At 54.1% G+C, this 13,474-nt stretch carries 17 protein-coding genes; 10 read left to right on the top strand and 7 right to left on the bottom strand.

Features of this window, described 5'->3' with window-relative positions:
- From MVB78_RS09970 to topA, 4 genes are all read right to left on the bottom strand, one after another.
- Window positions 1-169: helix-turn-helix domain-containing protein (locus MVB78_RS09970; protein WP_297490919.1), on the bottom strand; the 169-nt coding region annotated here is incomplete at its 3' end.
- Between the two features lie 68 nt (window positions 170-237).
- A complete protein-coding gene (locus MVB78_RS09965) occupies window positions 238-828 on the bottom strand; it encodes a hypothetical protein (protein ID WP_297490890.1) in 591 nt (196 codons plus the stop codon).
- 23 nt (window positions 829-851) lie between these two features.
- The gene (locus tag MVB78_RS09960; protein WP_297490888.1) at window positions 852-1,643 is read right to left on the bottom strand and encodes a hypothetical protein; all 792 of its coding nucleotides are present in this window, start codon (window positions 1,641-1,643) and stop codon (window positions 852-854) included.
- A 30-nt stretch (window positions 1,644-1,673) separates the two neighbouring features.
- Window positions 1,674-3,812, bottom strand: coding sequence for a DNA topoisomerase I (gene topA, locus MVB78_RS09955; RefSeq protein WP_297490885.1), 2,139 nt, complete (start codon window positions 3,810-3,812; stop codon window positions 1,674-1,676).
- A 111-nt stretch (window positions 3,813-3,923) separates the two neighbouring features.
- On the opposite strand from topA, the gene MVB78_RS09950 reads away from it, so the two are divergent.
- The 5 genes from MVB78_RS09950 (at window position 3,924) to MVB78_RS09930 (ending at window position 6,816) form a co-directional block, all read left to right on the top strand.
- On the top strand, window positions 3,924-4,424 hold the full coding sequence (locus MVB78_RS09950) for a hypothetical protein (protein ID WP_297490917.1): 501 nt from the start codon (window positions 3,924-3,926) through the stop codon (window positions 4,422-4,424).
- 33 nt (window positions 4,425-4,457) lie between these two features.
- Complete coding sequence (locus MVB78_RS09945) at window positions 4,458-4,718, top strand: hypothetical protein (protein ID WP_297490882.1); 261 nt, start codon at window positions 4,458-4,460, stop codon at window positions 4,716-4,718.
- Window positions 4,719-4,727: 9 nt separating this feature from the next.
- Window positions 4,728-5,489: a 7-carboxy-7-deazaguanine synthase QueE gene (locus MVB78_RS09940; protein WP_297490880.1), complete on the top strand. Its 762-nt coding sequence runs from the start codon at window positions 4,728-4,730 to the stop codon at window positions 5,487-5,489.
- A gap of 9 nt (window positions 5,490-5,498) precedes the next feature.
- A complete protein-coding gene (locus MVB78_RS09935) occupies window positions 5,499-6,503 on the top strand; it encodes a THUMP domain-containing protein (RefSeq protein ID WP_297490878.1) in 1,005 nt (334 codons plus the stop codon).
- Between the two features lie 103 nt (window positions 6,504-6,606).
- Window positions 6,607-6,816: a hypothetical protein gene (locus tag MVB78_RS09930; protein ID WP_297490876.1), complete on the top strand. Its 210-nt coding sequence runs from the start codon at window positions 6,607-6,609 to the stop codon at window positions 6,814-6,816.
- On the opposite strand, the gene MVB78_RS09925 is transcribed toward MVB78_RS09930, so the two are convergent.
- The gene (locus MVB78_RS09925) at window positions 6,813-7,829 is read right to left on the bottom strand and encodes a deoxyhypusine synthase (protein ID WP_297490874.1); all 1,017 of its coding nucleotides are present in this window, start codon (window positions 7,827-7,829) and stop codon (window positions 6,813-6,815) included. The genes MVB78_RS09930 and MVB78_RS09925 overlap by 4 nt on opposite strands.
- A 243-nt stretch (window positions 7,830-8,072) precedes the next feature.
- Between MVB78_RS09925 and MVB78_RS09920 the strand changes: the two genes are divergently transcribed.
- Genes MVB78_RS09920 through MVB78_RS09905 form a run of 4 tightly spaced genes read left to right on the top strand, consistent with a single transcriptional unit; the run spans window position 8,073 to window position 10,935 of the window.
- Complete coding sequence (locus MVB78_RS09920; protein ID WP_297490872.1) at window positions 8,073-8,579, top strand: hypothetical protein; 507 nt, start codon at window positions 8,073-8,075, stop codon at window positions 8,577-8,579.
- A gap of 46 nt (window positions 8,580-8,625) precedes the next feature.
- A complete protein-coding gene (locus MVB78_RS09915; protein WP_297490870.1) occupies window positions 8,626-9,417 on the top strand; it encodes a hypothetical protein in 792 nt (263 codons plus the stop codon).
- Window positions 9,414-10,274 (top strand): ATP-binding cassette domain-containing protein, encoded by an 861-nt coding sequence (locus MVB78_RS09910; protein WP_297490868.1) that lies wholly within the window; start codon window positions 9,414-9,416, stop codon window positions 10,272-10,274. The genes MVB78_RS09915 and MVB78_RS09910 overlap by 4 nt, the downstream gene beginning before the upstream one ends.
- The gene (locus MVB78_RS09905; protein WP_297490866.1) at window positions 10,237-10,935 is read left to right on the top strand and encodes a hypothetical protein; all 699 of its coding nucleotides are present in this window, start codon (window positions 10,237-10,239) and stop codon (window positions 10,933-10,935) included. The genes MVB78_RS09910 and MVB78_RS09905 overlap by 38 nt, the downstream gene beginning before the upstream one ends.
- 5 nt (window positions 10,936-10,940) lie before the next feature.
- Here the strand turns inward: MVB78_RS09905 and MVB78_RS09900 are convergent, their stop codons facing one another.
- Window positions 10,941-11,987 carry an FAD-dependent oxidoreductase gene (locus tag MVB78_RS09900; protein WP_297490863.1) on the bottom strand — a complete coding sequence of 349 codons (1,047 nt, stop codon included), beginning with the start codon at window positions 11,985-11,987 and terminating at the stop codon, window positions 10,941-10,943.
- A gap of 198 nt (window positions 11,988-12,185) precedes the next feature.
- Here MVB78_RS09900 and MVB78_RS09895 point away from each other — a divergent pair, with 198 nt between their 5' ends.
- Window positions 12,186-12,965 (top strand): SDR family oxidoreductase, encoded by a 780-nt coding sequence (locus MVB78_RS09895; RefSeq protein ID WP_297490915.1) that lies wholly within the window; start codon window positions 12,186-12,188, stop codon window positions 12,963-12,965.
- 72 nt (window positions 12,966-13,037) lie between these two features.
- Here the strand turns inward: MVB78_RS09895 and MVB78_RS09890 are convergent, their stop codons facing one another.
- Window positions 13,038-13,415: a 30S ribosomal protein S6e gene (locus MVB78_RS09890; protein ID WP_297490861.1), complete on the bottom strand. Its 378-nt coding sequence runs from the start codon at window positions 13,413-13,415 to the stop codon at window positions 13,038-13,040.
- Window positions 13,416-13,474 lie beyond the last annotated feature (59 nt).

Here is a 13,474-nt window from a genome sequence, read left to right as displayed (position 1 = left end):
AAACTATCTTTTCAGTCTTGTTAAAGTCCACGATTTGTTCTTTGAAGAATTGTTGTCGTCTTAGATAGTTTACTCGGTTCCAAGCTTTAGCTCCAGTATCGGCTAACTCGAAGAGGGTTTTCTCTTGCTCTTTTGAGGGCTGGAGTCTTATGGTCACTGCTCGCTTCATTTCAAAGTATGGTATGGTTCTTAGGCTTTAAAATGGTTTGCTTTCTCGCTTAATGGCTCTTGGGTGGTTTATTGCATCCCCGCCCCAAAGGGCGAGGCTTTCAAAAGAAAAAAAGTAAAAGCACCTGCCCGGTACGTCCGGTGCCATTTAACGTTCCCATCCTGGGATATTGCCAGTATCCAAGCCACATGAGGTGTTTTCTCTCCGCCCCATCGAGTTCCAACGAGAATTAGGGTTCCCTCTTTGGTTAGGAGGGCATCTTCAAAACGGGGAAAGGAGGACGCCCTGAACCTCTTAGCCCACAACACCTCCCCGTCTTCACCGACTTTTATCACCGTCCCATCCCCAATTACAAAAAATCCGTCCTTAGCTCGGACCAATACATTTGGGATCATGCTCAGTCCATACTTTTTCAGCCATTTTACGTTTCCACTCCCAGATAAGCGTATCAGGGCAAACGCGTCTCCTTCGCCATCGTATCTTGTGTCGTACACGTACCCACCAACTAAGGCACCGTCCTTCAGAGGAAGAAAAGATGTGAGTATGAGCTCATAGTACTCAACGGGGGCCACTGTAGCCGACGGTGCTCCGTATCCGAAGACAGGGGGAAACAAGATCAGTGTGACGAGGACAATCAGTACACCGGCTCTCCATCCCATAATAACAATTTAAGCACTTCCTCTTAAAAACCTTCACGGGTGAGCTTCATAAATCCCTTTCCCCTTTTTACATACAGGGCGTCAATTTTCCCCAGCTCTATACTTCCCAAGCCAGAGTGAAGCTTTTTCTTGGAGGAGAGCGAATAAAAAACCTCCTTTCCGCCGATTATAGCGGGTTCAATGTCCTCTGGCAGCTCTCTGACCTCATCAATGGTTCCGTTTATAATGGGCAGGGGCTCCACGTCGATTCCAGCTTCGACCTCAAGGAGAAGCAACTTCACAGCCTCATCAAAAAGCGGGGGAAAGAGCCCATAGAGCCTCCTCACTGCCTTCAGAAGAACCGGGAACCTCCTGTCTCCCTTCCCAATGCCGTAGCCGAGGGAGTAGAGCGGATCCCTCACCGGCCTCCCGTGGAGAGCGTTCCGCAGCTTTACGACCCTGTTGGCCCAGACCATGGTTGGCTTTGGCTCTCCAATGAGAGAAAAGCGCTTGTCAATGGAGAAGCCTCTTTCTGGGTTCAGATTCTTCAGAGGGGCCAGCCAGAGGCCGAGCCCCGGCTCGTTGATCAAGAGATGACTGACCCTGAGAACGGAAAGGCCGTCCAAGAACAGACCGTAAGAGTCCTCGACGACGTCGTCTCTTCCGGTCGAGAAGGCATAAAGACTTGCATCACCGAGTCCAAGGATGAAGGTCGACTGGACCCCAAAGAGCGTCTCCAGAGTCACCTCTCCGAGCCTGACTTTGTCCCTCAGTCCCTCAAGGAACTCGCGGGCGTTGTCGAGCAGAACCCTCGCAGTTCTCTCCCACTCGTCCATACTCATAAATCGAGCAAAGGGAAGATAAGGCTATCGCCTCTTCCACTCCTCGCAGTTCATGTCGAGGCATATCTCGTACTCCCTGCCCTTCTCCCGGATCTTGACGACGGGGGCGCCGTTGCAGCAGGTCTTTCCGGTGGGGATGACCTGGCCGCGCTGGAGAATCGGATAGGTTACGTCGCACTTCGGCCAGTTGGAGCAGCCCACAAACCTTTTTCCCGTCTTCCTGTTGTATCTGAGCACCAGGTCGCCGCCGCACTTCGGGCACTTCCCGAGGACGAGCCTTTCCCTACTTCCGGCCCTCCCACTCTCACCGGCTTTTGACGATGACGAATTAGATTTGGAATTTTCCACCTCTACGGAGCCCTTTGAAGTCGTAACTCCAGTTCCAGTTGTTTCGAGGAGCATCTTTCCTATGGCAAGCTCCTTCTCCTTGAAGACCCCTAAGATTTTTATCAGCTGGTTTCTGCTTTCCTCGATGACCTCTTCCTTCCCCGCCTTTCCGGCCATTATCTCCTCCATTTTCTCCTCAAAGGCCCTCGTCAGTTCGACGCTCACTATCTCGGGCACGTTCTTCTCAAGGGCCTCGACGACGCGCGTCCCGAGGGGGGTCACCTTGATCTTCCTCTTCCCCTCGATGTAGCCCCTCTGGTAGAGGGTCTCAAGGATCTGGGCGCGCGTCGCCTTCGTTCCTATCCCCAAATCCTCCATCCTCTTGATGACGGAAGCGGGTGAATAGCGGGCCGGAGGCTTCGTCTTCTTCTTCTCGCGCTTTATCTGGATGACCTTCACCGGCTCGCCTTCCCTGAAGGACGGCAGAAGGACCTCGTCGAACTTGACGTACTTGCCGTAAACTTTAAGCCAACCCCCCTTGAGGGTTCTGGCTCCGCTGAGGATGAACCGGTGGGAGTTGGAGTTTATGATGACCTTCATTATCTCCCTCACCGCGGGCTCCATGAACAAAGCGAGGAAGCGCCTGACGATGAGGTCGTAGAGGTTTCCCTCGTCCTTTGTGAGCTCTCCCGGCTTGGGCAGTTCACCCGTCGGGTAGATTGCGGGATGTGCTGGGTCTTCCTTTTTCCCCTCAACGGGCTTGAGCTTTTCTTTGCCCAAAAGCTCGTGAGCGAAGGGCTTGTACTCGGGAAGTTTGGCGAGTTTCTGGATTATCGGGCGAAAGTTCAGGTTCTTTGGGAGCTTCTGGGAGCTTGTCCTCGGATACGACGATAATCCACGCTCATACAAGCGCTGTGCAATCTCCAACGTCTTCTTCGGGCTGTATCCGAAGGCAGAGTAAGCCTCCCTCTGTAGGGTTCCGAGGTCGAAGGGAACCGGGGGGTTCCTGTTCTGCTGCTTTACCTCAACCCTCTCAACGAACGCCGGCCCCTTCTTAGCTTCCTCGACTGTTCTCTTGGCCTCGTTTTCGTCAAAGATTCTCTCTTTCTCGTAGGTTGCCGTGTAGGTTTCCCCGTTCTTCTCAAGGAGCATCTTTATGACCCAATACGGAGTCGGCTTGAAGTTGGCTATCTCCCTCTCCCTCTCGACGAGGAACTTCAGCGTTGGCCCCTGGACGCGACCGGTTGAGAGAACCATCCACTTCCCGCTTGCGCGCTTTATCGCGGAAGTGAGGGCCCTCGAAAGGTTAACCCCCCAGTACCAGTCTAAAACGTGGCGTGCTATCCCAGCATCGGCCATGCCGAAGTTTATCGTCGGCTCCATGTTATACCAGGCCTTGAGAAGGTCTTTCTTTGTCAAAGCGGAGAACTTCATCCTCTTCGCCTTCGAAGGATCAACGCCGCAGGCGTATTTGAGGGCGGTATAACCTATGACCTCCCCCTCGGTGTCGTAGTCGCAGGCAACCACGAACTCATCAGCCCGCTTTGCGAGCGCTGCCAAGGCCTTGATGTAGTCTTTCGCGTAGCCCTTCCCCTTTTCAGCGACATAAACTGGCACCCACTCAACGTCGAAGACGGGGTAGCCGTAGGTCTTGGTTTTTGGGGCCAATGAGAAGAGGTGACCGACGGCCGGGGCAACGATGACCTTCTTCCCATCGCGCGTGAACTCGTAGTAGCTCACCTTTCCTATCGTCTTCCTCACGGGTTTGCCTTCAGCTAAGGCGTAGGCGATCTTCCTCGCGACGTTAGGCTTCTCCGCGATGATGAGCGTTACCATGGCGACACCTTGAGGAGGTATGGTCAGGCCTATAAAAATCCTGCGGACGAACCGAATCCGCTGGAACAAAGCCTTATAACCCCCCGCCCTACTTTCGGTTAGGTGCCGGGCATGAGGGGAAGTGTGAGCAAGGTGATAAGCTTTCAGGATGAGGAGGAGTTCCTGAGGGAGATGGACGATGCCATGGAGGCCTTCTCCTATCTGGCCACGAGGTACGGTCACAACCCGATAGAGGGCGTTCTGCCCTGGGACTACATCGGGATTCGGGACGAGGAGGGCCTCAGGATCTTTCGCGTTGGCGAGTTCCCCTACGTCAAAGGCCTGTTGAAGCTCGACCTTGGTAGGATAAAGACCCTTGAGGAGTATTTCGACGAGATGGAGAGCAAGTGGGACGAGCTCAGCGTCGAGGACATAAAGCACTTCGCCGACATGATGAACGAGGCCCTTGGGGAGGAGCGGGTCTACTACGAGGCCTACGACCTCGGTCTTGACAGGAACACCGCCTACGTGATCGTAAACGTCGCCAACCTTCACTACTTGGAGGGCGTACTCGAAGGGGAGGACAGGGAACTGTTTGAGGCGGCCGTTAAAATCCTCCTCAAGTACATCTGACCGCTTCACTGTAAAACGGATGGAGGTGGGGGCTTGCTCTTCAAGAAAAGGGGCGTCTTCACCGGGGAGGACGCGGAAAAAGTAATCGAGTGGGTGAGCGGCCGGCCGGGGGAGAAGGAGCTCATAATAATGGCCGAGGAGGTCACCGACGAGGCGAAAAGAAGACTCTGGGACTACGCGAGGGCGGTTCAGCTCATGGCGGACATGACCGGGGAAGACAGGGGCGTCAGGGTTGAGATACTGGAGGGCTTCGTGAGCGATAGGGTGAAGGGAATTGACGTCGAGGAGCTCTGAGGTGTTCGGATGAAGATCGTAATGGCCGAGGTCTTCAACAGCTGGCAGGGCGAAGGGGGCAGCTTAGAGGGGAGCGCCTTTGGGAGGAGGCAGATCTTCGTCCGCTTCGCCGGCTGCGACCTTCATTGTGTTTACTGCGACTCCAAGCAGTACATAGATGCCTCCCGCGTTTCCCGCTGGCGCTACGAGCTCGAACCCTTCACCGGGAGGTTCGAGTACAAGCCGAATCCGGCTTCGCTTGAGGACGTCGTTGATGCTGTTCTAAGGCTTGATACCGGTGACGTACACTCGATAAGCTACACCGGAGGAGAGCCGACGCTCCAGATAAAGGCCCTGAATGCCCTTATGGGGGATATGAAAGACCTCGGCTTCGACAACTTCCTCGAAACCCACGGCGGACTGCCGGAGCTGATTGAGGATGTGGCTTCCCTGACCGACTACGCGAGCGTTGATATAAAGGACGAGAGCGCTAAAGCTACCAAGGACTGGAGGAACCTCGTCCTCAGGGAGATTGAGAGCATAAGGATCCTGAAGAAGGCCGGCGCAAAGACCTACGCCAAGCTCGTCGTTACCAACGAGACCAAGCTTGAGAACGTCCGCTGGTACGCGGGACTTCTCAAGGGTCTCGCCCCTCTGGCGATACAACCGAGGGAGCCGATTGAGATAAGCCAGGGTAGACTCATGGAAATCTACCGCGAGGCAGCTGAGATATTGGGAAGGAAAAACGTCGGGCTGAGCTTCCAGGTGCACAAGTACCTGAAGGTGCTGTGAGGTGGTGGCATGCTCTACGCTGAGATACTCGGCAGCCTTCCCGGGATGGCGGAGGATGAAGTCGGGGCCATGCTCGAACTGGCGGGCGGGGAAATAGCCGGCAGGGACTACCTATTTTTGAAGCTCGATGCCGATGAGGGCGCGTTCCCCTACCTCGATAGGCTTGGACTCGCCCACGAGTATGGAAAGCTTGTCATAGAGGCCGGTTCGATCCGCGAGCTCCTCTCAAAGGCTGAGGAAGCGGAGTGGCCCATTAAGGGGACTTTCAAGGTGGACACAGAGACGATGGCGAACTGCAGGCACAACGTCCTAGACCTTCCGAGAAAGCTCGGGGCGGTCATAGCTACCCAGGGGTTTAAAGTAAACCTCTCAAAGCCCGATACCGTCGTTAGGGCCTACTGCGGTGAGAGGCTCTACGCAGGGATAAGAACCCGCTACTTTGACCCCAAGGACTTTGAGAGAAGGAAGGCCCACCGCAGGCCCTTCTTCAGGCCCATATCACTTCACCCCCGCCTCTCCCGTGCCCTCGTGAACCTGACAAAAGCGAAGAAGGAGCTCCTCGACCCATTCATGGGGGCAGGGGGAATACTTATTGAGGCCGGACTAATCGGCCTGAGGGTCTACGGCGTCGACATAAAACCAGAGATGGTCGAGGGGGCTGAAATGAACCTCAGGTACTATGGAGTAATGGATTACGAGCTCAGGGTTGGTGATGCTACAAAGCTGGAGGAGCTGTTTTCCGGCAAGGAGTTCGAGGCCATAGCCACGGATCCGCCGTACGGCACCTCAGCGACCCTTGCGGGCAGGGACAGGGCCGAGCTGTACCGAAAGGCCCTTGAGAGCATGTACGCCGTCTTGGCCAAAGGCGGGCGCTTAGCGATAGCGTTTCCCGTTGGTTTCGACGGGAAGATCGAGGCTGAGAAGGTTGGCTTCAGACTCCTCGGAATGTACTACCAGCGCGTTCACAAGAGCTTGGAGAGGTACTTCTATGTCTTTGAGAAGGGGCATGGATGAGTTACCACCGGTTAGGGTTTTTAGAATTTTGCACTTTCACCCGTTCTGTGTGCAAAATGTGAATAGAAAAGGCTTATATATTCCAAAGTGTCACATTTTATTGATGCCTATGATGGCAAAGGCCAAAACCCGGGATCCTGTCCGGGAGGTGATCCCCTGGGCGGTGGACAACCCTCTGGAGCGGGTGGATTCGATGAGAAGGGAGGAGATCAGGGACGTCCTTGAGATGCTGGACTCGCTGACCCTCACCGAGGTTCCTAAGGAGGTTGAGGGGATCGTTAAGAGGCCGGCTTGGGAGAGACTCCTCGTTTAAGGCTTTTCTCTCATAACCTTCCACACCATCAGCGGGAAGACGAGCGTTGCGTCGGCCCAAATCTCGACGTAGTCAGCTTTGGCCTTGATTTTGCCCCAGCTCACCCCTTCGCTCGGCGGTGCACCGCTCAGCGAGCCGTCCCACGGAACTGCCGTCGTCACGTAGATCGCGTAGTCGGTGCCGCCGCGGAAGAGGTTGGCGTTGATTATCGCGTGCTTCGGCAGGGAACCGCCGAGGATTATCGAGGCCGTCTCCTTTGCCGTAACCGCCAAGTTGTTGAGCTTAACTATGTCGTTGGCGATGTCTATGACCAGTTCCCTGTCCCCTCTTTCTTCCTTGAAGAAGTAGAGCATGTCCCCTATCGAGCCGTCAGTGATGGCCGGGCAGAATATCGGGACGTTCTTCTTGTATGCCCAGTAAATAATCGAGCGCTCCTTCTCCTTCCTGAGCTTCTCGCCCATGTATCTCCCGAGCTCGCGGGTGAACTCGCTTGCTGTGAGCGGCTTTTCGGCCTCGCGCTCCATCTCAAGAACGCGCTCGAAGAATGGTATCATATACTTCTCGAACTCTATATAGCGGTCGTTGGGCACGAAGATGTTGCCTATCCTGTTGATGCCCTTCTCGCGCATCTCTGCGTCGTTAACGTTCCAGTCTCCAAGGATGAAGGGCTTGAGGGCCTTTATGAAGTCCTCCTCTATTCCGCCGGCGGTGGTTACTATAACGTCAACCTTGCCCTCCTTAACAAGCCATGCGATGAGCTCTCTCAACCCGGAGGAGACTATGTTTGAGGTGTAGCCGAGGAAGACGCGGACTTCGTTTCCTTCGGCGCGCTTCTCCTCCACTTTTCTCCATATCTCTATCGCCTTCCCGAGGTGGGTCGCCTGGAAACCTATGCGCTCGTAATAATCCAGAACATCCTCAAGGCTCGAAACCTCGTCGGGCCAGGGTCCCTCTATCGGGACCCCCTCGACCTCTGCGCTCTCTTTAAGGACGATGTCTTTCGGCTCGGTCATGTGGGGAGGTTTAAAGAATGGGCTATAAAGATTTTGGACCCAAATTAAATGAGGGATTCTAAAAAATGGCCCCACCCTAAAAAATCAGGGGATAAAAGCGTGCTTTAAGTTATGACAAATGACAACCCTAAATTGCAACCTATTCAATGATTAAAAATATCATATTGAGATTTCTTGTAAATTATTAAAGTTGAACTATAAATTTACGGCGTAAAGTTTAAATTGCTAAAAAAGTAAATGAGTATGCCCCTTATGGGGCAGGAGGATAGTATGGGAGTTCGGAAAGTCAGCTTGGCCCTGTTCGTGTTCGGGCTCTTTTTGTTTTTGACTGCAGCCAGCGCCAGCGCCGGTTACACCTACAACAACCACGCAAGCGTCAAGGTTGAAGGCAAGAACATCTTTGGATGGACGATGGCATGGGTAAAGTCTGAATGGACCTTCGCCACGAAGCCAGATGGGACTTTCCTGCTTGACAACTATGATACCTTCCACGAGACTGACCACGGTGGACATTGGCCGGACGATGGTTCCTGGGGATACACGAGCACCAACCCGTCTTCAACGGCCCTCTCATTTTACGGCCAGTTCACCCTCCACTCGCCATTCAATTCTATCAGTGGGATAGTCTACAACAAGGTTGTCTACCACACATGGGATCACACCTACGCTTGGTACAGGGGCGTTAAAGGTAAGAGCCTTAAGTGGGAGTCCCTGCCGTTGCCGCCCATTGAAGTTAGCGTGGACGTTTGATTCCCATTTTTATTTTTGAGCCCCGACAATGGGAGAGGATGCTGATATGAAGTGGGGAAAAACACTCGGTCTCATCCTGATGGCTCTCGCGGTTATCATACTGCTCCTCCCCGTTTCAGCTTATTACATGGAGCACTACAGGGTTTCCGAGTTCAAAGGTGCCCTTGGCCCCGGTAGTCAGCTCAGGTATTACGGTGTGGTCGGTCAGTTCCCGAGTGGGTCGGGAAAGTCAATGTCCTTGGGCTTTGAACTGAACGTGACCTGCCTGCATGAGGGAGAATACAACGTTTCATACAGTGTCTACAAGCTTTTTGGTAACGGCGGCGTGAATATTGACCGGCTCCCGGAACTTCCCCTCTACGCTGACTCCATCAAAAAGGTTAAGGACGGGTGGTATCTCTCTAAGGGGGAGGGACTGATTGCGTCGCTTATAAAGAGTAGGATTGACAGAAAAATCCTCCTTGAAAGGGGGCACGTCTCTCCAAGCCCGGCCTATGGGTATCCCTTCGTTTACTTCACTATTTACGGTAATGATTATATCCGATATAATGGAACCTACGTTGCAGTCTCAGTTTCGGTTCCACACCCCTGCACGGCCTTCAATTCGATGTATAATATAACGCCCCTCTGCGAAAAACTTTCAAGCCTCTACGCTGTAAATACGAGTGCCGTTGAGAAGGACTTAGTGGCCCAGATGTATTTTGGAGGTGGGAATTCGGCACCAGACCAGGATTGGAGGGGCTGGATAAAGTACGGCATCGGCTACAGCTTCCCTGTAAATGTGGCACTTGTGTTGATCGGCCTCATAGTGATGATAATAGAATCCCGGGAGGGATGAGGTTGGGGAAGGGGATCGAACTTAACCTCAGGGATGTGTGGTTTGAGTACACTCCATCAAAACCTGTCATTAAAGGCGTGTCCATATCGGTCAGGGGGGAGAGGATAGGAATCGTGGGACAGAATGGTAGTGGAAAAACTACCCTGCTCTCAATCCTCATGGGCTTTCAGCGTCCGAAGGTAGGGGATGTGATGATAAACGGAATCAACCCATGGAAGCAGCGTGAAAGGGTTGTTAAGGCTTTCAACCCTGCCTTTGAAAAGGCTCGCCTCCCCTATGCCATGAAGGTGGGTGAGTTCGTAAAGGTCGTCGGACGTGCAAACGGCGACCCTGAGGGCACTTCTGCCCTTGCAGATGAGCTTGGCCTGTCCAAGTTTGAATTGCAGAAGGTGAGCTCGCTCTCATCGGGTCAGGAGCAACTCCTCTGGATATTTAGTGCACTTGCAGACAGCTCCCGCATCCCGGTGCTCGACGAGCCTTTCGTTCATCTGGATCTGCATTCCTATGTAAGGGTTTCAAGCGTTCTAAGAAGGAGGTTCCACAGTTATATCCTTACATCCCACATCCCGGAGGACGTTGAGCTCCTGGCCGATTCAGTTATCGTTTTGGAGCAGGGAAGGGTTATATGGTATGGGAAGGTAAGGGAGCTCCAAGAGGATGGAGACGTCTACGATGTCTTCATAAACGGCACTGTCCCTCCCCTTGAGGGAGTTTTAGGTGATTTCGGCAACATCCTTGTGGTGCGGGCGGAGGGGGAAACTCTCAAACGCCTTATGGAAGAGGGAAAGATCTTAGGGTACAAGAGGTCAGGTGTTAGGTATGTCTACGTTAAAGCTAACGGTGAGAACCTACGCTAAGGAAGCAATGGGTTCGATATTCTTCTGGGAGATCTTGGGTTTTTTGGCTCTCAGTGAGGCGGGCATCCACTACCTTTACCCTAGGAATCAGCTCCCCTTAGTTGAGTTTATACAGTTCTTAGGGATGCCTCTGTACCTCTTTCTGGTGTTCAACGTGATGTTTCAGGAAAACCGGGTTACGGCTTTTGAGATAGCCCTCTTCGCTGGGTGGAGGGATGTCGCCTACGGAAGGTTTATAACGGCTTTGCTGTCCCAGGTACCTTTCTTGGCTGTGAACTCCCTCCTCCTGCTGGTGTGGGGGTATGACAGGGTAATGTGGGCGTTGATTGCCATGGGATTAATCTACTCGGGTGCGTTGCTAATGGTGACCCTCGTAGGCAGCAAAAGCGGATCCTACGTTCTCTCAATGGTCTTCCTCTTCATCCTACCCATCTCTGGGCTTGCCCTCCTCCAAGCCCAGGCAAGCCTTGGGAACACGGTGAAGGGCTTCATGGCATACTTGGTGTACATTCTGTCTCCTGTTTATACCGCGTACGCCGAGGGTAGCGGTCTCTTGGAGTTGAGCAAGAGGGGTCTGGTTTTGACGGTAGCCATGCTGACTGCTGTACTATATGTCCTCTACGCTTTTTCATTCAGATTCCGCAACCTTCGTGTGTCTTAAAACCTTCAGCACTTCCCGTTCGTGACCGAACTTATCAGCCTCGCCGCAACGGGAACAGGAAAAACCCTCCTTGGGGCTTTGCGGAGGAGCCACTCTTCTATCTCCCTCGCCCTTGCTCTGCCTTCCCTCATTGCCGTACCTATGTTCCTTGGGGCGACTACGTCTCCGGCGAAGAAAATCCCAGCCTCCTTCAGGATTTTCTCGTTGGCGCAGACAACCTCCCTTATCGGGCTCGTCGGGAGCTGTCCGATGGCGTAGGCGACGAGGTCGGCATCAACTGTAAAGCGCTCGGCAGTGCTCACGACGCTCCCCTCGACTATCTCCGTCCTCGCGAACTCGACGCCCTGGGCTCCTTTCTCTCCTAAAACTCTCACCGGCGAGGCATGCTCTATGAACTCAAGCCCCTCGCTGATAAGCTTCCTTATCTCGGCCCTCGCGTAGCTGTCCTCAATGGAGCGGCGGTAGACCATCGTGACCTTATCCGCCCCGAGGAGCCTCGCCTCAATGGCAACGTCAACGGCCGTGTAGCCGGCACCTATTACCACGACGTGCCTTCCCTTGACCTCCGGGATTCTGTCCCAGGGGTAGTAGCCTATCCTGGCCATCTTTATGTGATGGAGCAGTGTTAGGGCGTCGAATACACCGCGCAACTCAGCACCAGGGATCTTCAGCTTCCTCGGCTTCCAGGCACCGGTAGCTATGAGAAGCGCGTCGAACTCACCTAAGAGCTTCTCAAGGGAAACGAAGTGCTCAGCCCACTCGTCGCCGAGCTCCCTTGGGGAGTCGTAGATTACCTTCGTCCTGAAGTGGAAGTTCACTCCGAGCTTCTCCAGTTCTCGAACTCCGTCTCTAACGGTTTTCACCGGTATCCTGGTCTCCGGAATGGCAAAGGCAACCATCCCTCCCCCTTCTGGCATCTTCTCATAGACGTGAACCTCGTAGCCCTTACAGGCAAGGTAGCCCGCTGCGGTAAGGCCGGCCGGTCCGGCGCCGATGATAGCTACCTTGAACGGCTTTGGCTCGGCTTTTCCCCTGCATATGTAGAACTTCATGGCATCACCCCAAAACGTTTGAGAAATCTGTCTAAAACCGAAGATCCTGCGCCTTAATATTCTTTCGCCCTGTTGTTTATCAAAACGACGAATTGAATCTCCTAAAACCATGCAGTCTTTGTCCCCCTTTCAATCGGCACCCTTATTAACCCCTCCCACCAAGGGGCGAGCATGAGGGTTGAAATCGACCTCAGGGGGATGGGGGTTTTAGTAACCGCCGCCTCAAGAGGAGTAGGTTTCAACGTCGCGAGGGAGCTCCTAAAGAGAAACGCGAGGGTCGTTTTAAGCTCCCACAACGACGAAAACCTCCAAAGGGCTATGGAAGAGCTCGCCGGGTTTGGGGAGGTTTGCGCTGTAAAGGCCGACCTGCGGCGGAGTGGGGGTCTGGAGAACCTCCTCGGAAGATCCTGGGAGCTCTTGGGAGGGGTTGACGCCCTCGTATGGAACGCCCCAAACGTCTCCTGCGAACCCTGCCTCATCCACGAGGCCAGCTACCAGGACTGGCTTGAGTCCGCTAAGATACACTCGGTCGCACCCGGTTACCTCACGGGGCTTCTCGTCAGGAGGTGGCTGGAGACTGGGAGGAAGGGCGTTCTCGTGTACCTCAACTCGGTCTCGATAAAGGAGCCCATGTCCCCTTTGCTGCTCGCCGACACCACGAGGGCTGGTCTGATCCAGCTCGCGAAGGGCCTCTCCAGGGCCTACGGAAGGGAAGGGATAAGGGCCTACTCGGTTCTCCTCGGGAGCTTCGACACCCCCGGTGCGAGGGAAAACCTGAAGAAGGTCGCGGGGACAAGGGGGGAACCCTTCGAAAAAATCTGGGAAAGGGAAGTCTTGGGCAGAACGCCGCTTCACAGAACCGGCAGGTGGAACGAGCTCGGCTCGCTCATAGCTTTCCTCCTGAGCGATCAAGCTGAGTACATGCTCGGATCAACTGTAGTTGTTGACGGGGCGATGACGAGGGCGGTCTTCCTTTAGGGAGCCCCTCGATACCGTAGCTTGGCGGGATAACAGTCCGGGATCTGTGAAGGAATGGGAAGAACATAGAGCTCAGAAAAGGAGAACCGTGTTTATCTGGACGATCTCGGGGCTTATCGTGTTGCCCCTCACGGTTTTCTTTCTCCGCTCTCCCCTCTCCTTAGGCCTGAAGCCCGGACCCCTTGAGACGAGGATCTTAACCCGCCTCGGGCCGTGAACATCCGGCCTCATCGAAAAGCCGTCCCTGTCGGTTCCACCCTTTATCTTGAGCCTCGCGCTCCCGGGTATCTCTTCCCCGAATATTTCGGAGAGGTTGATGCCGAGCTCGCTAACCGGTATCTCGTCCCCTATGCGCTTTCCTATGAGCTTTTCAGCGACCTCGCCGCTTACCTCAACCTGTCTTGCGATCCCACTCTTTGGGTTGGACACAACGATCTTGAAAGTCGCCATTTCCTCCCACCTCCACTCATCAGCGGGATTCATTGGGCGTAGCCCTTTCCCGTGTGCTG

Source organism: Thermococcus sp. (assembly GCF_026991495.1).
Taxonomy (GTDB): domain Archaea; phylum Methanobacteriota_B; class Thermococci; order Thermococcales; family Thermococcaceae; genus Thermococcus.
This window is presented reverse-complemented; position numbering and strand designations above follow the sequence as displayed.